Annotated in this window: 28 protein-coding genes; 13 read left to right on the top strand and 15 right to left on the bottom strand. The window is 64.4% G+C overall.

Features of this window, described 5'->3' with window-relative positions:
* Window positions 1-129: 129 nt before the first annotated feature.
* Complete coding sequence (locus MHM97_RS06000; RefSeq protein WP_239320677.1) at window positions 130-525, bottom strand: DUF4260 domain-containing protein; 396 nt, start codon at window positions 523-525, stop codon at window positions 130-132.
* Complete coding sequence (locus MHM97_RS05995; RefSeq protein WP_239320674.1) at window positions 525-1,289, bottom strand: NYN domain-containing protein; 765 nt, start codon at window positions 1,287-1,289, stop codon at window positions 525-527. Before MHM97_RS05995 ends, MHM97_RS06000 begins: the two co-directional genes overlap by 1 nt.
* 282 nt (window positions 1,290-1,571) lie before the next feature.
* Here MHM97_RS05995 and yghU point away from each other — a divergent pair, with 282 nt between their 5' ends.
* The gene (gene yghU / locus MHM97_RS05990) at window positions 1,572-2,444 is read left to right on the top strand and encodes a glutathione-dependent disulfide-bond oxidoreductase (RefSeq protein WP_239320672.1); all 873 of its coding nucleotides are present in this window, start codon (window positions 1,572-1,574) and stop codon (window positions 2,442-2,444) included.
* Between the two features lie 337 nt (window positions 2,445-2,781).
* Here the strand turns inward: yghU and MHM97_RS05985 are convergent, their stop codons facing one another.
* Together MHM97_RS05985 and MHM97_RS05980 are read right to left on the bottom strand one after the other, a co-directional pair.
* Complete coding sequence (locus MHM97_RS05985) at window positions 2,782-3,573, bottom strand: SseB family protein (protein ID WP_239320669.1); 792 nt, start codon at window positions 3,571-3,573, stop codon at window positions 2,782-2,784.
* Complete coding sequence (locus MHM97_RS05980) at window positions 3,566-4,165, bottom strand: uracil-DNA glycosylase family protein (RefSeq protein ID WP_239320666.1); 600 nt, start codon at window positions 4,163-4,165, stop codon at window positions 3,566-3,568. Before MHM97_RS05980 ends, MHM97_RS05985 begins: the two co-directional genes overlap by 8 nt.
* Before the next feature lie 432 nt (window positions 4,166-4,597).
* Here MHM97_RS05980 and MHM97_RS05975 point away from each other — a divergent pair, with 432 nt between their 5' ends.
* Genes MHM97_RS05975 through MHM97_RS05960 form a run of 4 tightly spaced genes read left to right on the top strand, consistent with a single transcriptional unit; the run spans window position 4,598 to window position 9,394 of the window.
* On the top strand, window positions 4,598-5,257 hold the full coding sequence (locus MHM97_RS05975; protein ID WP_239320663.1) for an ABC transporter ATP-binding protein: 660 nt from the start codon (window positions 4,598-4,600) through the stop codon (window positions 5,255-5,257).
* Window positions 5,235-7,037, top strand: a complete 1,803-nt coding sequence (locus tag MHM97_RS05970) for a capsule biosynthesis protein (protein WP_239320660.1) — start codon at window positions 5,235-5,237, stop codon at window positions 7,035-7,037. The genes MHM97_RS05975 and MHM97_RS05970 overlap by 23 nt, the downstream gene beginning before the upstream one ends.
* Before the next feature lie 4 nt (window positions 7,038-7,041).
* Window positions 7,042-7,875 carry a 3-deoxy-8-phosphooctulonate synthase gene (gene kdsA / locus MHM97_RS05965; RefSeq protein ID WP_239320657.1) on the top strand — a complete coding sequence of 278 codons (834 nt, stop codon included), beginning with the start codon at window positions 7,042-7,044 and terminating at the stop codon, window positions 7,873-7,875.
* 22 nt (window positions 7,876-7,897) lie between these two features.
* On the top strand, window positions 7,898-9,394 hold the full coding sequence (locus MHM97_RS05960) for a phosphomannomutase/phosphoglucomutase (RefSeq protein WP_239320655.1): 1,497 nt from the start codon (window positions 7,898-7,900) through the stop codon (window positions 9,392-9,394).
* Window positions 9,395-9,508: 114 nt separating this feature from the next.
* Here MHM97_RS05960 and MHM97_RS05955 read toward each other — a convergent pair whose 3' ends face one another.
* Window positions 9,509-11,449: an AsmA family protein gene (locus MHM97_RS05955; RefSeq protein ID WP_239320653.1), complete on the bottom strand. Its 1,941-nt coding sequence runs from the start codon at window positions 11,447-11,449 to the stop codon at window positions 9,509-9,511.
* A gap of 114 nt (window positions 11,450-11,563) precedes the next feature.
* Window positions 11,564-13,264, bottom strand: a complete 1,701-nt coding sequence (locus tag MHM97_RS05950; RefSeq protein ID WP_239320651.1) for a pentapeptide repeat-containing protein — start codon at window positions 13,262-13,264, stop codon at window positions 11,564-11,566.
* A gap of 96 nt (window positions 13,265-13,360) precedes the next feature.
* Between MHM97_RS05950 and rimO the strand changes: the two genes are divergently transcribed.
* The 3 genes from rimO to MHM97_RS05935 all read left to right on the top strand — a co-directional run bounded on the left by rimO (window position 13,361) and on the right by MHM97_RS05935 (window position 15,691).
* Window positions 13,361-14,764: a 30S ribosomal protein S12 methylthiotransferase RimO gene (rimO, locus tag MHM97_RS05945; RefSeq protein WP_239320648.1), complete on the top strand. Its 1,404-nt coding sequence runs from the start codon at window positions 13,361-13,363 to the stop codon at window positions 14,762-14,764.
* 523 nt (window positions 14,765-15,287) lie between these two features.
* Window positions 15,288-15,488, top strand: coding sequence for a hypothetical protein (locus MHM97_RS05940; RefSeq protein WP_239320645.1), 201 nt, complete (start codon window positions 15,288-15,290; stop codon window positions 15,486-15,488).
* Window positions 15,485-15,691 (top strand): hypothetical protein, encoded by a 207-nt coding sequence (locus MHM97_RS05935; RefSeq protein ID WP_239320642.1) that lies wholly within the window; start codon window positions 15,485-15,487, stop codon window positions 15,689-15,691. The genes MHM97_RS05940 and MHM97_RS05935 overlap by 4 nt, the downstream gene beginning before the upstream one ends.
* A gap of 124 nt (window positions 15,692-15,815) precedes the next feature.
* Here MHM97_RS05935 and MHM97_RS05930 read toward each other — a convergent pair whose 3' ends face one another.
* The 3 genes from MHM97_RS05930 to MHM97_RS05920 form a co-directional block, all read right to left on the bottom strand.
* Window positions 15,816-16,091, bottom strand: a complete 276-nt coding sequence (locus MHM97_RS05930) for a DUF6455 family protein (RefSeq protein ID WP_239320639.1) — start codon at window positions 16,089-16,091, stop codon at window positions 15,816-15,818.
* A gap of 90 nt (window positions 16,092-16,181) precedes the next feature.
* Entirely contained in the window at window positions 16,182-16,562 is a 381-nt protein-coding gene (locus MHM97_RS05925; RefSeq protein WP_239320636.1) for a YigZ family protein, read from the bottom strand.
* A gap of 8 nt (window positions 16,563-16,570) precedes the next feature.
* Entirely contained in the window at window positions 16,571-17,230 is a 660-nt protein-coding gene (locus MHM97_RS05920; protein WP_239320633.1) for a M48 family metalloprotease, read from the bottom strand.
* Between the two features lie 139 nt (window positions 17,231-17,369).
* Between MHM97_RS05920 and MHM97_RS05915 the strand changes: the two genes are divergently transcribed.
* Window positions 17,370-17,612, top strand: a complete 243-nt coding sequence (locus MHM97_RS05915; RefSeq protein ID WP_239320630.1) for a hypothetical protein — start codon at window positions 17,370-17,372, stop codon at window positions 17,610-17,612.
* A gap of 88 nt (window positions 17,613-17,700) precedes the next feature.
* Here the strand turns inward: MHM97_RS05915 and MHM97_RS05910 are convergent, their stop codons facing one another.
* Window positions 17,701-17,982 carry a DUF167 domain-containing protein gene (locus MHM97_RS05910; protein ID WP_239320627.1) on the bottom strand — a complete coding sequence of 94 codons (282 nt, stop codon included), beginning with the start codon at window positions 17,980-17,982 and terminating at the stop codon, window positions 17,701-17,703.
* Window positions 17,983-18,201: 219 nt separating this feature from the next.
* Between MHM97_RS05910 and MHM97_RS05905 the strand changes: the two genes are divergently transcribed.
* Both MHM97_RS05905 and MHM97_RS05900 read left to right on the top strand, forming a co-directional pair.
* The gene (locus MHM97_RS05905; RefSeq protein ID WP_239320624.1) at window positions 18,202-18,780 is read left to right on the top strand and encodes a nitroreductase family protein; all 579 of its coding nucleotides are present in this window, start codon (window positions 18,202-18,204) and stop codon (window positions 18,778-18,780) included.
* The gene (locus MHM97_RS05900; RefSeq protein WP_239320621.1) at window positions 18,777-19,469 is read left to right on the top strand and encodes an EI24 domain-containing protein; all 693 of its coding nucleotides are present in this window, start codon (window positions 18,777-18,779) and stop codon (window positions 19,467-19,469) included. Before MHM97_RS05905 ends, MHM97_RS05900 begins: the two co-directional genes overlap by 4 nt.
* Before the next feature lie 308 nt (window positions 19,470-19,777).
* Here the strand turns inward: MHM97_RS05900 and MHM97_RS05895 are convergent, their stop codons facing one another.
* Together MHM97_RS05895 and mce are read right to left on the bottom strand one after the other, a co-directional pair.
* Window positions 19,778-20,053: a DUF1467 family protein gene (locus MHM97_RS05895; RefSeq protein WP_239320585.1), complete on the bottom strand. Its 276-nt coding sequence runs from the start codon at window positions 20,051-20,053 to the stop codon at window positions 19,778-19,780.
* Between the two features lie 104 nt (window positions 20,054-20,157).
* Window positions 20,158-20,562, bottom strand: coding sequence for a methylmalonyl-CoA epimerase (mce, locus tag MHM97_RS05890; RefSeq protein WP_239320582.1), 405 nt, complete (start codon window positions 20,560-20,562; stop codon window positions 20,158-20,160).
* Between the two features lie 186 nt (window positions 20,563-20,748).
* On the opposite strand from mce, the gene MHM97_RS05885 reads away from it, so the two are divergent.
* Together MHM97_RS05885 and MHM97_RS22725 are read left to right on the top strand one after the other, a co-directional pair.
* The gene (locus tag MHM97_RS05885) at window positions 20,749-21,468 is read left to right on the top strand and encodes a response regulator (protein WP_239320580.1); all 720 of its coding nucleotides are present in this window, start codon (window positions 20,749-20,751) and stop codon (window positions 21,466-21,468) included.
* A 2-nt stretch (window positions 21,469-21,470) separates the two neighbouring features.
* Window positions 21,471-21,599 carry a hypothetical protein gene (locus MHM97_RS22725; RefSeq protein ID WP_255729439.1) on the top strand — a complete coding sequence of 43 codons (129 nt, stop codon included), beginning with the start codon at window positions 21,471-21,473 and terminating at the stop codon, window positions 21,597-21,599.
* 495 nt (window positions 21,600-22,094) lie between these two features.
* On the opposite strand, the gene aspS is transcribed toward MHM97_RS22725, so the two are convergent.
* The 3 genes from aspS to MHM97_RS05870 all read right to left on the bottom strand — a co-directional run bounded on the left by aspS (window position 22,095) and on the right by MHM97_RS05870 (window position 25,945).
* Complete coding sequence (gene aspS / locus MHM97_RS05880) at window positions 22,095-23,879, bottom strand: aspartate--tRNA ligase (protein WP_239320579.1); 1,785 nt, start codon at window positions 23,877-23,879, stop codon at window positions 22,095-22,097.
* Between the two features lie 327 nt (window positions 23,880-24,206).
* Entirely contained in the window at window positions 24,207-24,851 is a 645-nt protein-coding gene (locus MHM97_RS05875) for an aminotransferase class IV family protein (protein WP_239320578.1), read from the bottom strand.
* Entirely contained in the window at window positions 24,806-25,945 is a 1,140-nt protein-coding gene (locus MHM97_RS05870) for an aminodeoxychorismate synthase component I (RefSeq protein ID WP_239320577.1), read from the bottom strand. The genes MHM97_RS05875 and MHM97_RS05870 overlap by 46 nt, the downstream gene beginning before the upstream one ends.
* Window positions 25,946-26,022 lie beyond the last annotated feature (77 nt).

Genomic DNA, 26,022 nt, shown 5'->3' with positions numbered 1-26,022 from the left:
GTTGATCCGCATCAGTGCGGGATCTCAGGCGAAGATACGCGAGATTGGTCACATGCGAAGTGGCTCTCACGCGGCTGTGTTGAGAGACGAGACCGCGTGAGATACGCGTGATCGGCCGTGCGTCCGGCGCTATTCTGCGTCCTGACGCGCACGCCCGATGCGGCCGAGATGCGTAAATTCAAAGCCTTGCGGTGTTTTCAACCCGTATCCCAGCATCCGGTCGAGACCGCAATGCGCCAGCCAGAGCGCACCCAGCTCCCACCCCAGCGGCGCCTGCCACAGATGCGCCAGCACCAATGTAACAATTGCCGCCGCGTAGACGTGGACCAGGTTGTAACAAATCGCCCCGACACGGCGCCCGAATAGATAGCCGAGAAAGCTCAGATCCGGGGCAAAGAACACAAGCACCGCCCCCCAGATCGGAAGCACCGCCTCCGCTCCGGCATAGAGCCACAGACCGGCCGCGCAGATCACCGCGCCCTCGGCTTTTTGCCAGCGGAGCGCGCCAGGTTGCGGTGTCGGCATCAATCGAGCCGCCGCACGAGGATCTGGTTGCCGTCCCCCCTGCGGGTTTCCAGGATTTTCATCGTGGCGATCAGGTCCGAGAGTTTGCTCTTGCCGTAGCTGCGGGTATCGAAGTCCGGGCTGGCGGCGGTGATATACTGGCCGATCTGCCCAAGCGAGAACCACTCGTCCTCCTGGCTGATCGCATCCATGGCGCGCAGCACCAGTTTCTGCGGATCTTCGAGCTCTGCCGGAGCCTGATCGTCCTGCGGTGCTGCGGTCTGCTCGGTCGCCTGCGCGGCTGGTTTCTGTTTCTGCTTTTGCGGTTTGGGCTCCTCTTTCAGGAGATTCTCCACATAGATGAACCGCTTGCACGCCCGCACAAAGGCCGCCGGCGTCTTGCGCATCCCCATGCCATAGACATCCAGCCCCTGTTCGCGGATGCGACTGGCCAGACGGGTGAAATCGCTGTCGGACGAGATCAGCACAAACCCGTCGAACCGGCCCGAATGCAGGATGTCCATCGCGTCGATCACCAGCGCGATATCGCTGGCGTTCTTGCCGGTGGTGTTGGCAAATTGCTGATGCGGAACAATCGCATAGGCGGCAAGCTTGTCCTTGCTCCAGCCCTGCGGACCGCCACCGGAGAAATCCCCGTAGATGCGCCGGATGCTTGCCTCCCCCAGCGAGGCGATCTCCTCGAACATGGCTTCTGCAAATTTTGCGGAGATATTATCCGCGTCGATCAGGACCGCCAGAAGAGGCGGTTTTTCGCTTGTGGCCATGGGATATTCTGCCTGTCTGTAAGGGGCTTTCCCCATACATACGCGGCTGGGCGGAAATGAAAACCGCCGAGGTTCCCGTCAGCGCCAAATTGCGCCGCAGATCGCGGCGGATCGGGCCTCCGGCCCCGCCGCGCAACAACCGCGCACAATCAGGTGTCCAAAAATTTACCGCGCCAGACCTTCCAGTCATTGGAATTTTCGGTATCGTCCCCATCTGAGGTGAGGCGCCGCCTGCGGGCTGGCCCTTCACCAACGTCTGACACGGGAACAAAGAGGCCCTCCATGAGCGATTCGACCTATACCCCTCCGAAGGTCTGGACCTGGGAGCAGGAAAGCGGCGGCCAGTTCGCCTCCATCAACCGCCCCATAGCCGGCGCCACCCATGACAAGGATCTGCCGGTGGGCGCGCATCCCTTCCAGCTCTATTCCCTGGCAACGCCCAATGGCGTCAAGGTCACGGTGATGCTGGAAGAACTGCTGGCCGCGGGCGTCAAGGAGGCGGAATATGATGCCTGGCTGATCAAGATCGGCGACGGCGATCAGTTCGGCTCCGGTTTTGTCGAGATCAACCCGAATTCCAAGATCCCCGCGCTGCTCGATCGCAGCGGCGCAGAGCCTGTCCGGGTGTTCGAAAGTGCGTCGATCCTGATGCATCTGGCCGAGAAGTTCGGCCACTTCCTGCCCAAGGAGGGCAGCGCGCGCACCGAGGTTCTGAACTGGCTGTTCTGGCAGATGGGCTCCGCCCCCTATCTGGGCGGCGGGTTTGGCCATTTCTACGCCTATGCGCCGGAGAAATTCGAATACCCGATCAACCGGTTCACCATGGAGGTCAAGCGTCAGCTGGATGTGCTGAACCGGGAACTGGCGACCAAAACCCATATCGCCGGCGAGGACTACACGATTGCCGATATGGCGATCTGGCCCTGGTATGGCCAATTGGTTCTGGGCCGGCAGTACAATGCGGCAGAGTTCCTCGATGTGGAGAGCTATGAGCACGTCATGCGGTGGGCCAAGGCGATTGATGCCCGCCCGGCCGTCCAGCGCGGCCGCATGGTGAACCGCGTCTTTGGCGAGCTGTCCTCGCAGCTGCACGAACGCCACGCGGCAGAGGACTTCGACACCAAGACACAGGACAAGCTCGAAGCGGCCGAGTAATCTCCGGCCTTGGTTCATGAAATCGGCCGCAGGTCCCGCGGGGCTTGTGGCCGTTTTGTTTGAGCGGCGGTTTTTTGAACGGTACGGAGCCGAGCCAGAACAGCGGGATCAAGGCAGCATTCACCGTCGCGGCACCAGGGACGGGGGCGCTCCCGCCCCTGCGGGTGCCCTGCCTGCGGCAGATCCCCCTGGCAGCGTTGGGCCCAGCCTCCAGCCCCATTCGGGGCTGGAGGCCGCGCCGGGCCGACAGGCCCGGCGCCCGGCCCAACGGGAGCGGATCATGCAGATGATCCGACGACGGGCGGGAGCCCCCCCCGCCGCTGTCAACGCTCCATGGTTATTTCAAGCGCGGGGGCTTGGCCGGATCCGCGCCCGGCATCTGTGGGGCATGTGTTGGCGCGGATGCGGGCTCCGGCAGGTCGAACCGCAACCCGACCCGCGACAGGCGTGCGGAGATCTCGTCGCGGGCGGCAAAGAACCCGACGTCCAGTGCTCCGGCCTCGATGCCGGAGAACGTCAACGCCTCCCCCACAGCCTTGGCCAGCGCACCCTCGGACCCGGGGCGGGCCCCGACGAACGCCAGCAAATGGCCGTTGCCGCCGCCCTCGTAGGTCACCGCCGCCAGATAGGCCATCTTGGCCAGCCCGCCCGAGGTGGCCAGCTTGGCATCCAGCGCCGTCAACAGCACCTCCGGCAAGCCCTGCGGCGGGCGCACTTCGGATATCGCCGCCTCCACCTCGCCCGGGGCATGCGACAGGGTCTCCGCCAGCCACCCCATCGCCGCATCCGGGATCAATATCGACGAGGGCGCGACCTCAAGATTGACCCCAAGACCAATCCCCTGCCCCGCCAGCATCGCGGCGATCACCCGTCCCGACAGCGCCGCATAGGGCACGATCCGATCGGCGAACTGCGCCAGACGCTCCTCGCGGTCGAACACCAGCACAAAACGCCCCTCGCCGGTGTCAAAGATCTCCGGGCTGATGCGATCCCCTTCGGGTTCCTTGTCCAGCAGGATGAACAGCTCGCAATCGGCCAGCCGCTCAAAGAACCGCAACCGCGCCGCGTCGTCTTCGGGCGCGGCCTCCATCGCCGCATGGGCCAGATCCAGCGGGGTCATCTCAGTCATCTTGCATCTGCTCCTTCACCCGGGCGCGCAGAACCGGCAGCAGTTCCGCCTCGAACCAGGGGTTTCGATTCAGCCAAGCCGTATTGCGCCACGACGGATGAGGCAAGGCAAAGACCCCCTCGGGCAGGTCGCGCCAGGCCTGAACAACCTCCGTCACGCCCTTGCGGGTGCCGAGGTGATAGCGGTGAGCATGCCCGCCCACGATGATGCGCAGGCGGATCTCCTCCAGCTCCGCCATCACCTGACCGTGCCAGGTCGCGCCGCAGATCCGCGGCGGCGGCAGATCGGACCCCCCGGCGTCATAGCCCGGAAAACAAAAGGCCATCGGCACGATCGCCACCCGACGCTGGTCGTAGAACTGCTCGGCGTCCAGCCCGAGCCAATCCCGCAGACGATCCCCCGACGCATCCGTAAAGGGTTTACCACTTTCATGCACGCGAAGCCCCGGCGCCTGTCCGGCAATCAGGATACGCGCGCCGGGATCGAACCAGACCACCGGCCGCGGCGCATGCGCGGTTGCCGTGGCAGCAAACCGGTCCGCACAAATGCGACATGCAGCAATGCGTTGTTTTAACGTTAAGATCTCAGTCATGATGGCTCATCCCAACTCTGCTGCTGCGGCCCCCGCCCCGCCTCCGGGCCGCCCGGGCCCTGCGGCACAGTTGCACAGGTTTGCTCAAATTCGACATATTTGCGCCCAAATCAACGCGTAAACCGTTAACGATCCTGTGCTAGGGCTCGCTAAGCAGGCAGCTGGTCCAACATGCGCATGCATCAAGGCAACGACGCCGGCAGGCGGTGCGCACGGCAGACACGGAGCAAGGCAGGCGCGGAGCACGGCAGGCGCCGAGCATGGCGCGATGGCACGGCGCGGCCGAAACCGGCCCGCCACCCAAGGGTGACGGGATGCGGCGCATCCGGATTCAAAAATCCGGTGCCGCATGATAAGAACAAGCAAGGAGCGCACGGCCCGCAGCCGATGCCTCCGGGAACATGAGGCAAGAGGCGACAGACCGATCGGGCAATGTTGGAATTCGTGAACGTCAGCAAATCCTTCTGGACCGGGACCCAGCGCAAGGTGATCCTGGATCGGGTCTCCTTTGAGGTGAACCTGGGGACCTCGCTTGGCATCCTCGCGCCCAATGGCACCGGCAAGACCACCCTGATCAACATGATGGCCGGGCTGGAAAAACCCGACGAAGGGGAGATTTATCGCGGCTGCAAGATCTCCTTTCCGCTCGGTTTTATGGGCGGCGTCATCGGTCGCCTGTCCGGCATGGAAAACAGCCGCTATATCGCCCGTCTCTACGGGCTCGACCCGGATTACGTGGAAAGCTACTGCCGCTGGCTCTGCGGGCTGAACGAATACTTCGACCAGCCGCTGGGAACCTATTCTGCCGGCATGAAGTCGCGGTTTTCCTTTGCATTGATGCTGGCGCTGGATTTTGACATCTATCTGATTGACGAGGGCATGCCCAGTTCCACCGACGTGGAATTCAACCGCAAGGCCGGTGCGATTCTCCAGGAACGCCTGCAAACCACGACCATCGTGATCGTGTCGCACCAGCCCCGCACCCTGGAGAAATTCGCCAATTCGGCGGCGGTGCTGATGAACGGGCAGCTCCATATGTTTGAAACCTTGGAAGAAGCGAAACAGCTCTATGACTACGAAACCCAAGGCTAAGAAATTCCGCATCCGCCGCAGCGCCACGGCCGCGGCAGAGCAAGGCGACGCGCGCCCGGACGCCGCCACGGCACGCCCCGTGCCGGGACCCGACCGGGCGGAATTTGCTCAGGCTGGCTCTGCTCAGGCCGATCAGGCCGCGCCGCGGGCGGGCAACGCCGCAGCACGGGACCAGGCCGAACCGGCGCCGCAGTCCGGTGCCACCTCTGCCTCCGCCACCGGCCCGGACGCTGGGGCCCGCTCCGCCGCGGGGACCAACGCCGCTGATCCGGCGGCCACGCCCCGCAGCGGTCAGCTGTCCTCTGCCGCGGAAACCGCCGCGAGCACCGATATTGACGCCATCAAGCAGGAAGGGCTGACCGGCCGACAGCTGCGCCTCGCACGCCGCGTGGCCCAGAAACACGACCTGCCCGCCACCTCGGACTACGACGCGGTGCGCCTCTTGCGCCTGCGCGGCATCGATCCCTTCAAACGGGCCAACATGCTGGAACTGGTGGTCCCCCAGGGGCAGAAATCCGGCGTCCCGGCCAAGACCGACCCCGGCGACACCGCCAAGCCGCAGACCCTGCCGCAAACGGTCCCCGCAGGCGACCGCCCCGTACCGAGCACCGAAACCCTCAGCCCGGCAGAGCGGCGCAACCGCGAGATCCAGTCGATCCAGCGCGACATCGCGCGCCGTCGTCGCCGCAAAATGGCCCTGCTCGGCGTGCGTCTCAGCGCCTTTGTGCTGTTGCCGACCCTGCTGGCGGGGATCTATTTCTATACCATCGCCACGCCGATGTACTCCTCCAAGTCGGAGTTCCTGGTGCTCAAGGCCGACAGCACCGGCTCCTCCGGCTTCGGCGGGTTGCTCAGCGGCACCCAGTTTGCCACCAGCCAGGACTCGATCGCCGTGCAGGCCTACCTGCAATCCAAGGTCGCCATGCGGCGCCTCGATGAGGAGGCCGGCTTCCGCGCCCATTTCTCGCAGGACTGGATCGATCCGATCCAGCGGCTGGAACCCGGGGCCAGCAACGATGACGCCTACAAGATCTACAAGCGCAACGTGAAGATCGGCTACGACCCGACCGAAGGGGTCGTCCGGCTCGAGGTTTCGGCCGCCGAGCCCGAGGTTGCGGCCGAGTTCTCGCGCCACCTGATCTCCTACGCGCAGGAAAACGTGAACCACCTGTCCGAACAAAAACGCGCCGATCAGGTGGGCGATGCCGAAGACGCGCTGGAACTGGCCGAACAGCAGCGCCGCGACGCCCAGGCCGAACTGGTCCGCCTGCAACAACAGGGCGCCGTCCTCGACCCCGAGGGGGTGATTGCCTCGCTGCGCTCCCAGATCAACACCTTCGAGCTTCAGCTGCAGCAGAAACGTCTGGAACTGGCGGCGCTGAAGGACAACCTGCGCCCCAACCAGGCCAAGGTCGAAGGCACCGCCGCAGACATCAAGCGGCTGGAAACACTGATCTTTGAGCTGAACGAACGGATGACCGATGCCTCCCAGGGGGAAAACTCCCTGGCCTCGCTCAGCGTCAAGATCCAGATGGCCCAGGCCGACCTCGCCACCCGCGACATGATGCTGCAATCGGCGCTGCAACAGGTGGAACAGACCCGGATGGAGGCCAACCGCCAGGTGCGCTACCTCACCACCGCGGTCGAGCCGGTTCCCGCCGACACGCCCTCCTACCCGCGAAAATTCGAGAATACGATTTTGGCTTTCCTGATCTTTTCCGGTATCTACCTGATGTGTGCCCTGACGGCATCCATTCTCCGGGAACAGGTCTCTTCGTAAGCTCATGAAAAAAATCGACATCAATGGTCTCACCATTGGCAATGACTGTCCGCTGACCGTCATTGCCGGCCCCTGCCAGTTGGAAAGCGCCGATCACGCCCAGATGATCGCCGGCAAGATGAAGGAAGCCTGCGACGCCGTGGGCGCGCAATATGTCTTCAAGGCCTCCTACGACAAGGCCAACCGCACCTCGCTGTCGGGCAAGCGCGGTCTCGGCATCGACGCCGGGCTCCAGGTTCTGGCGGATGTGCGTGACACCCTTGGCGTGCCGGTGCTGACCGATGTCCACACCGAAGCCCAATGCGGCATCTCCGGCGACGTGGTCGACATCCTGCAGATCCCGGCCTTCCTCTGCCGCCAGACCGATATGCTGCTGGCCGCGGGCAACACCGGCAAGGCGGTGAACATCAAGAAGGGCCAGTTCCTCGCGCCCTGGGACATGGACAATGTGGTGTCCAAGGTCGCAAGCACCGGCAACGACAAGATCCTCCTGACCGAGCGCGGCACCTCCTTTGGCTACAACGCCCTGGTGGCCGACATGCGCGGCCTGCCCCGCATGGCGCAGACCGGCTACCCGGTGGTGATGGACGCCACCCATTCGGTGCAGCAACCGGGCGGCCAGGGCGGCTCCACCGGCGGCCAGCGCGAATTCGCCCCGGTGATGGCACGGGCTGCCGTTTCCTTGGGCATTGCCGCCGTTTTCATCGAAACCCACGAGGATCCGGACAATGCGCCCTCCGACGGGCCGAATATGATTTACCTCCGCGACATGCCGCAATTGATTGAGACTTTGATGGGCTTTGATGCGCTTGCCAAAGCCAACCCGATCCAAATGTGATTGCCAAAGGACCTGTTTTCCGATGACCAAACCGCTGCCCGATGTGACGCCAAACACCTGGGAATTCCTGCGCGATCCGATGATCACGCCCACCGGCTTTCGCGAATATGACGCGCGCTGGAAATACCCCAACGAGATCAACCTGCCCGGCATGACCGCGCTTGGCCTCGGCCTTGGCACCCAGATGATCCGCAATGGCATCGACCCGGTGATCGCCGTCGGAAACGACTACCGCGACTATTCGCTGACCATCAAGAACGCCCTGATCCTCGGCCTCATGCAGGCCGGCATCACAGTCAAAGACATCGGCCCCTGCATCACGCCGATGGCCTATTTCTCGTCCTTCCACCTCGGCGGCTGCGCGGTGGCCATGGTCACCGCCTCGCACAACCCCAACGGCTGGACCGGGGTCAAGATGGGCTTCAACATGCCGCTGACCCACGGCCCGGACGAAATGGCAGAGCTGAAGGACATCGTGCTCAACGGCAAGGGCGAGCCGCGCCCCGGCGGCGCCTATGAGTTCGTCGATGGTGTCTGGGACGCCTATATGGACGACCTCGTCGGCGACTTCAAAATGTCCCGCAAGCTCAAGGTCGTCTGCGCCACCGGCAATGGCACCGCCGCCGCCTTTGCACCGGCCCTGTTCAAACGCATCGGCGTCGAGGTGGTCGAGAGCCACAATTCCCTCGACTACACCTTCCCGCACTACAACCCCAATCCCGAAGCGATGGAAATGCTGCACGACATGGCCGACAGCGTGCGCGCCTCGGGCGCGGATTTCGCGCTGGGGTTTGACGGCGACGGCGACCGCTGCGGCGTGGTCGATGACGAGGGCGAGGAGATCTTTGCCGACAAGGTGGGCGTCATCATGGCGCGCGACCTGTCGAAACTGCACCCGAACGCCACCTTCGTCGCGGATGTGAAATCCACCGGCCTCTTTGCCTCCGACCCGGAACTCCAGGCCAATGGCGTTACCGCCGACTACTGGAAGACCGGCCACAGCCACATGAAACGCCGCGTGCACGAACTCGGCGCGCTGGCGGGGTTCGAGAAATCCGGCCACTACTTCATGGCAGAGCCGGTGGGCCGTGGCTATGACGACGGCATGCGCGTCGCGGTGGAAATCTGCAAGCTGATGGACCGCAACCCGGACATGCAGATGTCCGACCTGCGCAAGGCGCTGCCGAAAACCTGGTCCACCCCCACCATGTCGCCCTATGCCGCCGATACCGAGAAATACGACATCCTCGACCGGCTGGTGCAGAAACTCGTCGCCAAACACGAGGCGGGTGACACCTTTGCCGGCCGCGCCATCAAGGAGGTGGTCACCGTCAACGGCGCCCGCGTCATCCTCGACAATGGCTCCTGGGGGCTGGTGCGCGCGTCTTCGAACACGCCGAACCTGGTGGTGGTCTGCGAAAGCTCCGACAGCGAGGCCGAGATGCGCGCCATCTTCGCCGACATCGACGCCGTGATCCGCACCGAACCCGCCGTCGGCGACTACGACCAGACCATCTGACCGGCGCCCCCACAGAGAACAGCCGCGCCCCGGACAGGAGGCGCGGCTCTTCACCTTCATCTTCTTGACAAATATCCCGGGGTCCGGGGCAGCGCCCCGGTCCGGAACGCGGCCTCAGTTGCCGCCGAGGAATTTCAGCAACTGCTCCCGTGCCTCTTCCTCGACCCGGCGTTTCAGCGCGTCATTCAGGTCCTCTTCGGTCTCCACCGGCACCCCCAGCTCCTCGCTCAGCTTGTCCTTCACCGCCTGTTTCGCCTTCTCCTCGGCGTCTTCCAGCTGCGGCTCCACCAGCTTGCTCAGGTCCGGCTTGATCTTCGGATCGAACCAGGACCCGGATATGCGCACCGGCACCGACACCCCGGCGGAGGTCTCACTGGCAAAGGCGGTCGGGGTAAAGGTATAGTCCAGATCCTGCGCCCCGATCCCGACGCGCCCCTCCCCCTCGGCCTTCAGCGCCTCCAGCGTGGCCAGGAAATCCTGATTGGTCAGCGTGCCATCGGCGATATTGAAACTCGCGGTCAGACCGTCGAACACCGTGGTGCCGCCATTGCCGCCGTCGGGATCCATGATCGACTGCAGGTCAAACCCGGTAAAGAACCCCTTGCCGATCTCCAGCGTCCCCTTGCCATCAAGCGACCGCATGATCTGATCCATGGAGTTGCCGACACCGAGAAACTCCAGCGAACCCAGCGCCTCGCCCGTCAGCTTGTCATAGCCCGCCAGCTGCCCCAGCGCCTCCTGCATCTTCACATCGGCAAAGCTCAGCCGCCCGGCCACCGACAACCCGTTGCGATTGTTGGCGATCAGCTCGCCCTGAAGACTACCGCCAAAGGCCTGGACCGGCAGCAGGGACAACACCGCCCGCGATCGGTCGATGACCAGGTTCAGCCGGCTTGGCCCCAGCGTCAGCGCGGTGGTCTTCAGCCCCTGCACATCAAGGCCGATCTGCCCGTCCAGCAGCCCCAGCGCCGAGGCATCAATGGGATCGCTCGACCAGCCCTGCGCACCCGCCCCCGCAGCGCCGCCCCCGGCAGCCCCCGGTTGCGGCGCATCCAGCGCGCTCAGATCCAGCACATCCGCCCGCAACGCCGCCGTCACCCGCATCGGCGCACTGCCAAGCGTCAGATCCGCCTCGCCGCCGAGGGTGTTGTGATCCAGCGTCAGGCTGAGGTCGCGCAGGGCCAGTTTGCCATCCGGCGTATAGGTGGTGTCCGCCGCCACCTGAACCGCCTGACCGAGGCCCCGCGGGATCTCCACCGGCGCTTGGCCCAGCGCCGTCATCAGGGCGCGGGTGTCCTCGCTGGCGCCGGTCACGCGGCCGTCAAAGGCCCCGGTCAGATCCGCCCGCCCGTCCAGCCGCAGCTTGCTCGCCGCCGCCGTCATCGTCAGCCCGACCGACGCCACCTCGCCGCCAAGAAAACGGGCAAACTGGCCCACCTCGCCCTGCACCCGCAGCGGCGATCCCGCCGGACGCAGGGTCAGATCCACAGTCGCGGTGCCGGTGGGCTCCGGCCACAGCAGGTTGAGGTCCAGCTGGTCCATCTCCACCGGCTCCTGGCCGTAGGGCGCATAGCGCAGCGAGGCCCCGCTGAGCGAGATCGCCTCGATGGCAAAGGAGGCCTGCGCATCGCCCGCCCCCTCGGCCGCGGCGCCGCCCGCCGCCCCTTCAGCGGGTTCAAAGACCCAGTTTCCGGTGCCATCCGCCCGGGTCTCCAGGTTCAGATGCGGCACGATCGCGGTCAGCTCGGTGACCCGCACATCGCCCCGGATCAGCCGCGCCGCATCCACCCCGATGGTTAGCCGACCGGCCGTCAGCATCGGCTCCGGCCCCGCCCAGTCGGCATTGGCAAAGGCCACGTTGTCCGCCTGGATGCCCAGCGTCGGCCAGAAGGAAAACCGCACATCGCCGCCAAAAACCACCTGCCGCCCGGTCTGTTTCTCGATCTGCTGTCCGGCCAGCTCGGCCAGCTTCTGCCCGGGCAGAAAGGTCAGCAGCACAAGCGCCACGGCAATGGTCAGCAGAAATGCAGAGAGGATACGAAAAATCAGGCGCATAGGTCTTGGCCCCTTCTGGGAGTGCGTCGGGATTGAGCCCGCGGTACGTGGGCTTTGGCGCAGATTACACCGCTCGCGCGCGGGATCAATCCACCGCAGCCGCCCGCCGCGACCTCAGCGCAATCGAAACCGCTGCCGCAGCGCCAGACCGAGGAAAAACAACAGCGGCAGCGACAACACGGTCTGCGCCCCCGAAAGCACCTGCGCCCAGCGTGGCAAGCCCGCGAGCACCTCGCTCAGAAACACCCGGCCAAAGCCAAAGAGCGGAAACAGGTTGGAAAAGCTCAGCGCCATCGCCGTGCCCATCGGGCGTTCCACCACCCCCGGCGGCGTGGGCACGCGACAGCTCGCAAGATAGCCCCAGAAGGCAGCACCGCCAAAGGCCCACAGACACAGCAGCCACACAAGGGGTCGCTGGATCGAATACCCAAAGTCGGACAGCCAGCCGAACAACCGATAAGGCAGCCGCTGCCAGAATGAGCCGATCTGGCTGGCAAAGCGCATTTCCCGGCGAAAGAAGAAATGCGCGTCCTCCGGCAGCCCTTGCTGGGTCAGAAGATGCCGGATGGTGGCACATGCCTCCTTTGAACCCGCAGTGTCCTGCGGCGTGTGTTTCGGCCAGTGTTGATCGTTGGCACTAAAAGTCACGTTATCAGGAAAACTTGTACCATTCAGTTGAGGGTAGCTTGACGAGAATGTTGCATGATCAAAGCTCACCGGCGCCTGAAAATCGCACCCGTCAAACCTGATGGCGCGGGTAACATTGGTTTTAGAAACATCCGTTATGCCGTAAAACTTGGCCTCCCCAAAATCCACTCGCTTATGAAACAGTCCGGTTGTGAACCAAGCGCCATCGTCGAATTGTGTGGAGCGGAAGCCAGCTATCGAGTTAAATACTCCACCTTGAAAGCAGGCATTGGATTTGAAGTGACACAACTGGAAGTCTAAGGAACCCGAAAACTCAACGACTTGAAATTTCGCCTCTCCCCCAAATACTACCTTAGCGAACGAAACATCACCCTGAAATTTAGCGCGCTGAAAATACACTCTGCTAAATTTCGAATCTTCGAATTTTGCAATACCTCCGAAGTTAGCGTGAGTGGCGAACAGATCCCCCTTGACTAAAACCTTCGAAAAATCGACGTCGTTGCAACACTCTGTCTCGCGAAACTCAAGCAACCCGTGAAAGGTAGAATTTTGCGCGCTAAAAGAACCTGAAAAGTATGATTTGTTGACGTCTACTCCGGCAACAGCCTCAACGTTATCGAAACTCACCCCCCCATCAAACACCGTGCTTGCCGCAACCACCCCCTTATCGAAGAACGAACCATCTAGAAGAATGGAATGAGGTATCATCATTCCCTGCATGACGAGCGTGTTTTCGAAGTGCAGCTCACCCATAGCTAATCCCGTACGGAACTGCGGTAATGCGCGGCCCTGCCAATTACACTCATTTCGAGTCCGATACACTTCTCTGAAAAGCTTCCAAGCCTCTGGTCGTGCAGTGTGGAATTCCTCGCGACTTGGCACACTCAAGCCAAGTTCTCGGGCCTTTTCTCTGACCGCTTCTCCAATCGAATTCGATACCAATCTGTTCCAAAGCTTGGAGTTTTTCTCGTGCAATTCCCAATCAACCTCCTCCCCCTCCTGCTCCCCATAAAGGGTCATCAGAACATACCAGGGGTTTTCATTGGCGGGGCGCAGGCCCTCCGGGGTCTCGGGCGCATCAGTCATCAATCGGCTTTCGTCATCAAAATCGCGGTGCAGCCAGCCTAACCAGCGCGCGGGGGCCGGGCCAAGGGTGTTTTGCGCCAAGCAGCGTCCGAATACCGCCCCCGCCTGCGCGCGCCGGTCAGCGGAGCATGCAAATCCTGCATTCCCTTGCCCGCCCGCGCGGTTTATACGACGGCCATGACCAGCAATCCGCCAGATCTCCGCCCCGACCTTGCTCCGAAACCCACCTTCGGGTCAGCCCCCCGCCCCGACCAGCCGACCCTCGGCATGGTCTCGCTCGGCTGCCCCAAGGCGCTGGTGGACAGCGAGCGCATCCTCACCCGGCTGCGGGCCGAGGGCTATGGCATCTCGGCCGACTATTCCGGCGCCGATGCGGTGATCGTCAACACCTGCGGCTTTCTCGACAGCGCCAAGGCCGAGAGCCTGGAGGCCATTGGCGAGGCGCTGAAGGAAAACGGCAAGGTGATCGTCACCGGCTGTCTGGGGGCCGAGCCGGACTACATCCGCGAACACCACCCGCGTATCCTCGCCGTGACCGGCCCGCATCAATACGAACAGGTGCTCGACGCGGTGCATGCCGCCGTGCCGCCCGCGCCCAACCCCTTTGTGGACCTGCTGCCGGCGGCGGGCGTGAAGCTCACCCCGCGCCACTTCAGCTATCTGAAGATCTCCGAGGGCTGCAATCACAAGTGCAAGTTCTGCATCATCCCGGACATGCGCGGGCGTCTGGCGTCGCGCCCCGCCCACGCGGTGCTGCGCGAGGCGGAAAAGCTGGTCGGCGCCGGCGTGCGCGAACTCCTGGTGATCTCTCAGGACACCTCCGCCTATGGTCTGGATCGCAAATATGACGTGAACCCGTGGAAGGACGGCGAGGTCCGCAGCCATATCACCGACCTCACCCGCGCTCTGGGGGAGCTGGCCCCGGCGGAGGAGCTGTGGGTGCGGCTGCACTACGTCTACCCCTACCCCTCGGTGCGCGAGCTGATCCCGCTGATGGCCGATCCCGCCAACGCAGTGCTGCCCTATCTCGACATCCCCTTCCAGCACGCCCACCCGGATGTGCTAAAGCGCATGGCGCGACCCGCAGCGGCGGCCAAGACCCTGGACGAAATCCGGGCCTGGCGCGCCATCTGCCCCGAGATTACCCTGCGGTCGACCTTTATCGTCGGCTACCCCGGCGAGACGGAAGCCGAGTTCCAGCATCTGCTGGACTGGATGGACGAGGCGCAGCTGGATCGGGTGGGTTGCTTCAAATACGAAAACGTCGACGGCGCACGCTCCAACGCGCTGCCCGATCACGTGCCCGAAGAGGTCAAGCAGGAGCGCTGGGACCGGTTCATGGAAAAGGCGCAGGCGATTTCCGAGGCCAAGCTGGCCGCCAAGGTGGGTCAGACCATGCAAGTGATCGTGGACGACATCGACGCAGACGGCATCGCCACCTGCCGCACCAAGGCCGACGCGCCGGAGATCGACGGCAACCTGTTCATCGACGAGGGCACCGAAGGGCTGAACGTAGGCGATCTGGTGACGGTCGAGGTGGATGAGGCCGGGGAGTATGATCTGTGGGGCGCGCTGCGCTAACCTCGATTGATCGATCCGGCCGAGAGGCCGGACAGCCCCCGACCTCCCCCACGGGAGGGGGCTTCACCCCCACCCGAGGTCGGGGACTGTCCTACCCGGAACACAAAGCGGGTTCAGGGCTCCGCGCTGGCATCAAGTCAACGCCAAAACGAATCGCATCAGCATATAGCGTTGCTCAAGGCGACCTGCACTAAATGCAGATCGGCCATGCGCGACTTATCGCCACTATTCGAATTAGCGCCCCATGCCCCTTGACAGCCCTTAAAAATAGGCGCATTTCGGCAGAAGGCAGACACCGAGAGCGTTAGGAATTCGACTAATTGAATTTCTAACGAGTTGTGGCTATAAACGGAAAAGGCGAGGCACGCAGATCGCGGCCTCGCCTTTTGAAAAGAGGCCATGGTCCAAGCAACCCTTTCGGCCTGCCTCGTCACCACTTGTCACTCTCTCCTAGCAAAGCGAGTGTAAGTCGGTGACGCGGAAAATTCAACGGTTGCTGCGCAGGCAACATGGGAGAATTTCCATGCCGAAAAAACGTCCGAGCCCTCGGCTCACCCCAACCCTCGCCGCCTATATCAAATGGCTCTGGCAGTTCACGCCGCTCAACCAGGCTCAAATCGCGTCCCTCCTTGGCGCATTGAACCAGGGGCGGGTCTCCGAGGTCATCAATGGTCATCGCTTCCCCGAAGTCGCACCGCGGGAATATGCGGGGTGGAACGCATGACAAAGATCAAAGGCAACAATGACGGCCCCGGCGGTCGCAATGAGACTTACGACATTGGACGGCGCAAAAACGTGCGTCGTAGCGAAGTTGTCAAGGAAGTCGAAAAAGGTCTTCACCCGGACGCCCACGTTATCAAGGTGAAGAACCGCAAGTATGTGCGGGACAATCCTGATCGCTCCAAGTCTGACAATGTGAACAGATAAACGTCAGCGCCAGTGTCCTGAGCATTGCTCGTCACACCAAGCAAAGCCCCGCCCCTCCGGCCCGGAAGAGCGGGGCTTTTTGTTGTCTCGACGATCCTTGCGGTCGGAAGACAGGGACCGCCCCCTACTCCGCTGCCACCGCCTGCTCTTCCTTCAGATAGGCCAGCAGATCGGCGTTGCGGCAGTAATCCGGGGTGCGCTCGATCTCGCCTTCCAGGCTGGCCAGCTTGCGGTCACAGACCTGCGGGCAGGCGCAGCGGGTGCAGCGCAGGACCGCTTCGGCGATTTCCTCGAACCTGAGCGTGCCATTCACGGCTTCCTGTTCAAGGTCGAGGCCCATGGCCCGCCCCATGCGGTCAAAGAGGTCGGCGTGGGTCTTCAGTGTCTCCGGGTCGGTCATGGCGCGGCTCCTGATCCTGTTCACGGGGACCACCATGCCCGCCGCCGCAGCCGCGCGCCTTGATCGAGGTCAAATCCGCCCCTGCCACCCTCAGCGCCCCTCCAGATAGGCGCGGACCGCGTCCTGCACCCGGCGGAACCGGTCGCCGCCCAGCTTCTTGCCGCCGTACCAACGGGTGACGATGATGACGTGATCGGCAATCTCCTCGCGCTCCATCATCCGCAGGATCACCATGCCGGCGCCGCTTTCGCCATCGTCGGCCTTGAGCGCGCCGGTGGGCAGCATCGCCGCCCAGGTGTTGTGGGTGGCCTTGGCATAGGCGCGGTCTTCCTTCAGCGCGGCCAGCACCGCGTCGACCTCTGCGCGGCTGGTGACCGGCGCGCCGCTCACCGCATATTTGGACCCACGATCTGTCAGCACCACGCCAAGCCGGGTCAGGGCCGGCGTCGCGGCCTTGTCATTCTGTGTCATTGCCTGCCTCAGTTCAGCCCGTAGGTGCGGATCGTCTCCCGGACCACCAGGATACGGTCCGGATTGGCCGGATGGGTGCCGAGGAACGCGTCGCCGGGATCGGGGATCTGCTCGAAAAAGCGGACCCCGACACTGGGGCGATAGCCCGCCAGATGGGTGATCACCGTGCCCAGTGCATCCGCTTCCAGCTCGAACGCCTTGGAATAGCTGCGCGCGCCCACCACCGCACCGACATATTGCGCATTGGCGATTTCCTCCGGTGTCCCCCCTTCGAGCGAGACCAGCTCGCCCAGGAACACCGCCCCCTGCACCGCGTTGCGCCGCTGCTGATCCAGATGCCCGAGGATGTGATGCGCCACCTCATGGCTCATCACAAAGGCCATCTCGTCTGGGTTGCGAAAGGTCTCCAGCATGGCGGCGGTAAAGATCACCACCGGACGCCCGTTGCGATCAACGGTCTGGAACGCATTGGCCGGCGCCTGCGGGTCGAGATCCAGCTGCACGTCGAAATCGCAGTTGCGGTTGGGGTTCTGCTTGATGCATTCGGCTTCCGCCACGGGCTCCACGTCCTGCGCCACCGCGACAAAGGCGCGATAGGCCGGATCATCGGGCATCACCCCGGTACAGCCTGCCACCCACAGGAGAATGAGAATCAGATAACGGCGCATGCTATTCCAAAACTAGAGCCCCTCCACGCTAGACCGGATCACCGCGCGGGTGCAAACGGTTGGCGGGAATGCGTGCCAGCGGACCGGCGCCTCCGATCCCGGCTTGCCAGAGACGGGCACAGGGTGGCACTCTGGAGACATGTTTACCATCGAGCACGAATTCGATTCCACCGTGATCACACTCGTCGACGAGGGCAAGACGCATCTGAACGAGGATGTGATCCTGAACGCCTTTGCCGAATGCGTGACCATCGAACAATTCGACCCGCGCACCAATGTCGTGCAGCGCATCACCCTGTCGCCGGAACAGGTGCAGGACCTTGCCGCGGCGCTGGATCTGCCCGAAGGCGTCTATCGGCTGGTGCTGGAAAAGAACGACTGAGCACCGCCGACGGCCGCCTCAGCCCTCCCTGTATCTGCCGCGCGCCGCCGGAGACCAGAGCGCGCTGTGGCCCCGCCGCGGGCCGTCCCTAATCGCCATTGCGGATGGCAAAGACCTTGTCCCGCGCGGCAGCGCCGCGCCGCAACTCCAGCCGCGACGGTGCCAGACCAAGGGCACGGGCCAGCAGCGCCTGCACATCCGCCGTGGCCTTGCCGCCCTCGGGCACTGTCGTCACCAGCACCTTGATGACATCCCCCCGCCGCACCACCGCGTTATAGGCTGATCGCGGCGTCACCCGCACCGCGATCTCCGCCCCCGGCTGCGCAAGGTCGCTCAGATCCGCCAGTTCCCGCGCCTTTGGCCGTGCCATATGTCGATCCCCCTTTTTGCGCAATGTGCGTCATCGCTCGCCTGCCTGTGCAGCCGCACCAGTGGACGACCGACCTGCGCTCTCGTACACCCTGTGACGATCCGGTCCCAGCCCCGCGTGCCCGCCCTCATCGAGGTCCGCAGCCCGGCCCCTTTCCCCTTGAAACCCCGCTCCCGCTGCCCGACATAGGGGGAGACCAAATGTAAAGAGGTTTTACATATGCCGCAACGCAACGAGGCCGTCCTCGACTTCCTGCACCGTCGCCGCTCCCGCCCGGCCAAGACCCTGGTCGCCCCGGCGCCCGACCGCGCGGAGCTGATGGACCTCCTGACCGCCGCCGCCCGCACGCCGGACCATGGCAAGCTGGAGCCCTGGCGCTTTATCGTGGTGGAACACGGCGCCATGGCGCGGCTGGCGCAGCTGACCGAGGAAACCGGCGCGCGCCTGGGCAAATCGGCGGACGACATCGCCAAGGCCCGCAGCCAGTTCGACCTCGGCCAGCTTGCCGTGGTGGTGGTGGAGATCCAGAAGGACAACCCCAAGATCCCGGCGTTGGAAATGACCTATTCCGCGGGTGCGGTCTGCCTGGCCCTGCTGAACGCGGCACTGGCGGCTGGCTGGGGGGCGAACTGGCTCTCGGGCTGGATGAGTCACGACCGGGGCTTCTGCGAGGCGGCCTTTGACCTCGCCCCCAACGAGCGCATCGCGGGGCTGGTGCATATCGCCACCGAAGGTGCGGTGCCGCCCGACCGCCCGCGCCCCGATGTGGCGGCGCTCACCAGCTGGGTCGAGACATGATCTTTGCGGCCTTTGGCAAGGCCCTGGGCCAGACCGGCGACCCGCGCTTTCGCCGGGTGCTGTTCCTTGGCGTCGGCCTGACCTTCGCGCTGCTGGTGGTCGCCTATGCGGCGCTGTTGATGCTGATCCAATGGATGGTGGGGCCGGAAACCACCCTGCCCCTGATCGGCGAGGTGACCTGGCTCAACGACCTGCTGTCGGTGGGCTCGTTCTTCTTCATGATGCTGCTGTCGGTGTTTCTGATGGTGCCGGTCGCCTCGGCGATCACCTCGATGTTCCTGGATGAGGTCGCTGCCGCGGTGGAGGCCCGCCACTACCCGCATCTTGCGCCGGTGCCCGGGCTCTCGGTCTGGGACGGGGTGAAGGACACGGTGAACTTCCTCGGCGTGCTGATCACCGCCAATGTGCTGGCGCTGGTGCTGTATCTGATGTTTGCCCCGGCGGCCCTGTTCATCTTCTGGGGGCTGAACGGATTTCTGCTGGGGCGGGAGTATTTCACCCTCGCCGCCGCGCGCCGGGTCGGCCTGGTGGAGGCCAAACGACTGCGCCGCCGTCATGGCGCCACGATCTGGGCTGCGGGTGTGCTGATGGCGATGCCGCTGTCGCTGCCTCTGGTGAACCTGGTGATCCCGATCCTCGGCGCGGCCACCTTCACCCATATCTTCCACGCCCTGTGGCGGGCGGAGTGACCGGAGGTCCCCGGCTGCCTGGCACCGGGGGCGCTCCCGCGCCTGTGCGCCGCATCACAGATGCGACCCAATCAGCCTTGGGCCCGGCCGCGCCCCTGGCGGGGCGCGGCGGATGCGCCGGTGGCGAGGGCATGCCCAAGTCCGATCCTGGCGCCCTGCGCCGGTCCGCCAGGACCGGCGCAGGGCCCAACGGGCGGCCTGGTCTGTGCCAGACCGGGCCAACGGGCGGGAGCCTCCCCGTCCGTCTCGCCTCCACGCGCCGAGACCCGCGCGGGGCGACGGCAATCACCGGATCGTCAGGGATGGTGTCAGGGACGGTCTGGCAGCCGGTCGAACCAGTCGAAATCATTGACGCTGATCGCGCCGGACAGGATGACCCCGGCAATGATCGCCCAGAGCACCGCCGCCGCCGCCGTGGTGATCCAGGCCTTCTGCTTCAGGAAATGCCGCTCGGGCGCGCCGGCGTGGGTGCCAGGCACCACCTCGCCCACGTCGCCCTGTGTTTCCAGACGGATGGGGATCACCACCAGGAAGGTCAGGAACCAGATCACCGCATAGAGCACGATCGCGGATGTGATACCCATGGAATATTCCTCTCATATACGGGGAAGACTGCGCCCCGCCACACGCCACAGCCGGCATCAGGGCCCGTATCCGGCCGCCTTGCCAACTTGCGGTCTATCTAGTCTCAAACCTGTTCGAGTTCCACCAGGCAGCCGTTGAAATCCTTGGGATGCAGGAACAGCACCGGCTTGCCATGGGCGCCGATCTTGGGCTCTCCGGTGCCCAGCACCCGGGCGCCCTGCGCCTGCAGCCGGTCCCGCGCCGCCAGAATATCCTCGACCTCATAGCAGATGTGGTGAATGCCGCCGGCCGGGTTCTTGTCGAGGAACCCCTGGATCGGCGAGGCCTCCCCCAGCGGATGCAGCAGCTCGATCTTGGTATTGGGCAGCTCGATGAAAACCACCGTCACACCGTGATCCGGCTCCGCCTGCGGCGCGCCCACCTTGGCCCCCAGCGTATCGCGGTATTGTGCCGCCGCGGCCTCAAGATCCGGCACGGCAATGGCAACATGGTTCAGACGTCCGATCATGGCGAGGCCCCTCAGCGTTGGAAATGATATGTCCCCGTACAGATCAAACCCGCATGTTTGTTGCAAGCCCATCCGCACACGCTGAAGCTGTATCTCGCCGCGTCCTGTGGTCACAGCCCGCCCCGTTAATGAGTTGTTAGCCCAGAATCCATAGCGTCGACCCATGTAATCAGTGAGGGTCAGAACATGGATGATTCGGATCTCTTTGCCTCGGCAACCCGCCTGGGAAGTGGACGCCGCCCGCTTCTGGGGTTGACGATCCTGGTGGTCGAGGACAGCCGCTACGCCTGCGAGGCACTGCGCCTTCTGTGCTTGCGCAGCGGCGCACGCATCCGACGGGCCGACAGTCTGAAATCGGCGCGCAAGCACCTCCAGGTCTATCGCCCCTCGGTGGTGATCATCGACCTCGGCCTGCCCGATGGCTCCGGTGCGGATCTGATCCAGTCGCTTGCCGACGCCAATCCGCGCGTTGCCGTGATCCTGGGCATCTCCGGTGATGACAACGCCGAAGCGACCGCGCTGGCCGCCGGCGCCGACAGTTTCCTGCCCAAGCCGATCGTCTCCCTCTCGGCGTTTCAGAACGCGATCCTGTCCAACCTGCCGCCCGAACGCCAGCCGCTCGGCCCCCGTCCGATGACGGATGAAGCCGTGGAACCGGACCTGCTCGCCTTTCGCGACGATATGGCCCACGCCGCCGAAGTGCTGGGCGAAGCTGCCGATGAAAAGACGCTGGACTATCTGGCACAATTCCTCGGCGGTGTGGCCCGCAGCGTCGGAGATGCGCCGCTTGCCAAGGCCGCAACCCGGCTGGCCGAAACCCGCAGCAGCGGCGGCCCGATCGCCGTCGAAGCCGCCCATATCGCCGATCTGGTGCAGGAACGGCTTCAGCGCAAGATCGCGATCTGATCATGCTGGAAACACTGCTGATCGCATCACTGACCCTGATCATCGTCCTTGGGCTTCAGTCCCGTCTGATCCCGAGCCGGCCGGATGCGGGAAAACCCCGCACCTCCCGCCGTCGGTTCCGGCTGCGCTAGATCCGGATCATTCGCGCCTGCGCCAACAGTCCAATCAGCGGGCCCGGGTCCTCTGCTGGCCATACATTACGGTCGTCACTGCGCCCGGAATTGAGCGCCCCCGGCAAGCCCCCCCACCTGCAAGCCCCCCTTTCGCGACAGGTTTGGTGACAGGACGCTGGAACGCGGAATATCGTCGCCATTCGCTGCGCAGGCTTGACGGATCTCCGGTTTCGGGTCGCGATCAACCCACACGACGGTGAGGGCTCGAGAGAGCGCCCCGACGAGGCGCCCAACAAAAACGGAACAGAATGCGCGACACGCCGGGCACCAGGTCGCGTGCACCCGCATATGGATCACCGTGCCTTCGATCGTCGCCCCCCTCAGGATAGCTGCGCCAGGCAAGACCCTCCGTGTTGCAACACGCCGCCCTGGCAGCCGCGAAAACTGTCTCTGACAGAAGAAAAGGGGCGGCCAAACTGGCCGCCCCCAACACAGTCTACCGACGCCTCAGCATCAGTCGTCCTGCGGGATCACACGCAGGCCAAGTTCCATCAGCTGCTCCGACATCGGCTCGGAGGGCGCGGACATCATCAGATCTTCGGCGCGTTGGTTCATCGGGAACATGATGACCTCGCGGATATTGGCTTCATCCGCCAAGAGCATCACCATCCGGTCGATACCAGCCGCGCAGCCCCCATGCGGCGGCGCGCCATATTGGAAGGCATTGACCATGCCGCCAAAGCGTTTTTCGACTTCTTCCTTGCCGTAACCCGCGATTTCAAAGGCCTTGAACATGATCTCCGGCTTGTGGTTCCGGATCGCCCCCGAGACCAGCTCGTAGCCGTTGCAGGCGAGGTCATACTGGAACCCGCGCACAGCCAATGGGTCGCCCTCCAGCGCCTCCATCCCGCCCTGCGGCATGGAAAACGGGTTGTGTTCAAAGTCGATCTTGCCGGTTTCCTCATCTGCCTCGTAGATCGGGAAATCCACGATCCAGGCAAAGGCAAAGCGGTCCTTGTCCGTGAGGCCCAGCTCCTCGCCGATCACGTTGCGGGCGCGGCCGGCAACGGCCTCAAACGTCTTCGGCTTGCCACCAAGGAAGAAGGCCGCATCGCCAACGCCCAGCCCCAGCTGCTGGCGGATCGCCTCGGTGCGCTCTGGCCCGATGTTCTTGGCCAGCGGTCCGGCGGCTTCCATTTCGCCGTCCTTCTCGCGCCAGAAGATATAGCCCATGCCGGGCAGGCCTTCCTTCTGGGCAAAGGCGTTCATGCGGTCGCAGAACTTGCGGCTGCCGCCGGTCGGTGCCGGAATGGCGCGAATTTCAGTGCCGTCCTGCTCCAGGAGTTTGGCAAAGATCGCGAACCCGGACCCGCGGAAATGTTCGGAGACCACCTGCATCTTGATCGGGTTGCGCAGGTCCGGCTTGTCGGAGCCATACCACAGGGCGGCGTCCTTGTAGGAGATCTGCGGCCAGTCTTCGGCGGCATCCACCTTGCGGCCCTTGCCGAATTCCTCGAACACGCCCGCCATCACCGGCGCGATGGTGTCGAACACATCCTGCTGGGTGACAAAGGACATTTCCATGTCGAGCTGGTAGAAATCGGTGGGCGAACGGTCGGCGCGCGGGTCCTCGTCGCGGAAGCAGGGCGCGATCTGGAAATACTTGTCAAAGCCCGACACCATCATCAGCTGCTTGAACTGCTGCGGCGCCTGCGGCAGCGCGTAGAACTTGCCCGGGTGCAGGCGCGACGGCACCAGGAAGTCGCGCGCGCCCTCGGGGGAGGAGGCGGTGATGATCGGGGTCTGGTATTCGTTGAAGCCACGATCCCACATGCGCTTGCGGATCGACTGGATCATCTGCGCGCGCAGCACCATGTTGTTCTGCATCTTCTCGCGCCGCAGGTCGAGATAGCGGTAGCGCAGGCGGGTTTCTTCCGGGTATTCCTGCTCGCCAAAGACCATCAGCGGCAGCTCTTCGGATTTGCCGAGGATTTCGATGTCGCGGATGAACACCTCGATCTCGCCGGTCGGGATCTTCGGGTTCACCAGGCTGTCGTCGCGGGCCATGACATTGCCGTCAATGCGGATGCACCATTCCGAGCGCACCTTCTCGATCTCGGCAAACACCGGGCTGTCGGGGTCGGCCATCACCTGGGTGACGCCGTAATGGTCGCGCAGGTCGATGAACAAGAGGCCGCCGTGGTCGCGGACCCGGTGGACCCAGCCGGACAGGCGAACGGTTTCGCCGACGTGGGATTTGTTCAATTCGGCGCAGGTGTGGCTGCGGTATGCGTGCATGGATCTGGTCTCTCTCGGCTGCGGCTGGCGCGATGCGGGGCATCAGCGCCGGGCAAAATTCATCCGCACCCGTACACAGGGTTCGACCGGTCTTGTCAAGCAAACCGGGCCAATTGAGCGTCCTGATCGCCCTGTTTCGCACCACCGCAGGGGGACGGGGGCCCTCCCGCCCACGCGGGCCGCCCTGCACAGGCAGGGCAACACCTTGCGGTTGGGCCGGGCGCCGCGCGATGCGTGGCGCCGCAGCCGGTCCCCAGCGGGGACCGGCTGCCCCCCATTCCCCTCCGGCATCCTGACCGCAACACCTGTTCGGCAGAGCCGCGCGGGTTAGCGCCCAAGCTGCGCCGGAATCTGTCCCCGCAGTGCATTCATCAGGTGGATCTCCCGCGCCTGTCGCAGATCATCCATCGTCAGAACCGCCTCGTGCAGCGCGCCCGCTTCCAGCAGGCTCTGACGGCAGATCCCCGGCAGGCAGCCCGAGGCCAGCGGCGGTGTGAGCCTGTCGCCCTGCGCGGTGGTGATGGCGATATTGGTGATCGTGCCCTCGCAGAGCTCTCCGCGCGTGTTCAGGAACACCATTTCCTGCAGCCCGTTCGGAAGCTCGTGCCGCACCTGATCGTAGAGCCCCCGCCGGGTGGTCTTGTGGCGCAAGAACGGGTCCTCCGCCTCCAGCCGCGCCTCGGCGATATCAAACCGCCACATCGGTGCAGCGGGCGGCATCGGCGATGTGGTCAGATCCAGCGCGCCATCTGCCGCCAGAGTCATCCGACAGCGCAGCGGTGCCGCGCCCCCGAGCCCCGTCACCAAACGCGAAGCCGCAGCGGCATCAAAGGCGATGCCAAAGGCCTCTGCCGACCGCGCCATCCGCGCCAGGTGCAGCGCCAGCCGCGCGACACCGCGGCCGGGCACATAGCCGAAGGTCTCGATCAGGCGGAAATCGGCGTCGTCACCTGTGCAAATCGGGCTTTCCACAGCGCTTCCTCATATTCCGACTCCGCGGTACTGTCCCAGACCAGCCCGCCACCGACATTGAACGTCGCGCGGTCGCCCTCCAGCAGCACCGTGCGGATCGCCACATTGAACTCCGACCGCCCGTCCGGCGCCGCCCAGCCGATCGAGCCACAATAGATGTCCCGCGCCCAGGGCTCCAGGTCGCGCAGCACCTCCATGGCACGGATCTTCGGCGCCCCGGTGATCGACCCGCAGGGATAGAGCGCGGCAAAGATCTCGGCGAGGCCACAGCCCGCGGCCAGCCGCGCCCGCACCAGCGACACCATCTGATGCACGGTCGCATAGCTTTCGATCGCGAACAGCTCCGGCACCCGCACCGATCCGGTCTCGGCCACGCGGCTGATATCGTTGCGCAACAGATCCACGATCATCAGGTTCTCGGCCCGGTTCTTCTCATCCGCCTGCAGGAATTCGCGCCGCCGCGCATCCTCCGCCGGATCGGCACTGCGCGGCTGGGTGCCCTTCATCGGGCGGGTCTCGATCACGCCCTCACCCGTGGTGCGAAAGAACAGCTCCGGGCTGCGCGACAGGATCGCGGGCAGGCCCTCCTGCTCGATCAGGACCCCATGCCCCACCGGCTGACGTTCAGCCAAGGCCGCATAGAGCGCCTCCGGACGGCCCCAGGCCGGCACATCGATGGGAAAAGTCAGATTGGCCTGATAGATGTCGCCCGCCCCGATCAGCGCCTTCACCCGGTCAAAGGCCTCAGCATAGCGCGCCGCATCCCAGCGCGGCACCGCCTCGCCAAACCCCGCATCGCCCGCCCAGCGCGGAACATCGGCGCGCGCCGGCGCATGGTACACCCCGAACTGCATCAACGGCAGACGCCGGCGCTCCGGCATCCGTGCCAGCAGGCGCGGCTCCAGCGCATAGCCCAGCTCGTAAGAGGCATAGCCCGCAACCCAATAGCCCTCGGCGCGCGCCTCATCCAGGGCCGCCAGCGCATCCGGCACCTCCTGCGCACAGGTGGCCGCGATCATCCGCACCGGGTCGGCAAACCGAACCGCTCCGCCCTGATCCCCGCTCACCGGGCCATTGTCAAAACGCAGTCGCACCGTCAGAGTCTCCTCGCAGGCTGGTGGAGCCCCGCATATAGCGGTTTGCCTGCCGCGGGAAAGGCCCGAAAACGGCA

The sequence above is a fragment of the Epibacterium sp. Ofav1-8 genome, assembly GCF_022348185.1.
Taxonomy (GTDB): Bacteria; Pseudomonadota; Alphaproteobacteria; order Rhodobacterales; family Rhodobacteraceae; genus Epibacterium.
The sequence above is the reverse complement of the archived record's forward strand: the minus strand, read 5'-3'. Positions and strand labels throughout refer to the sequence as shown.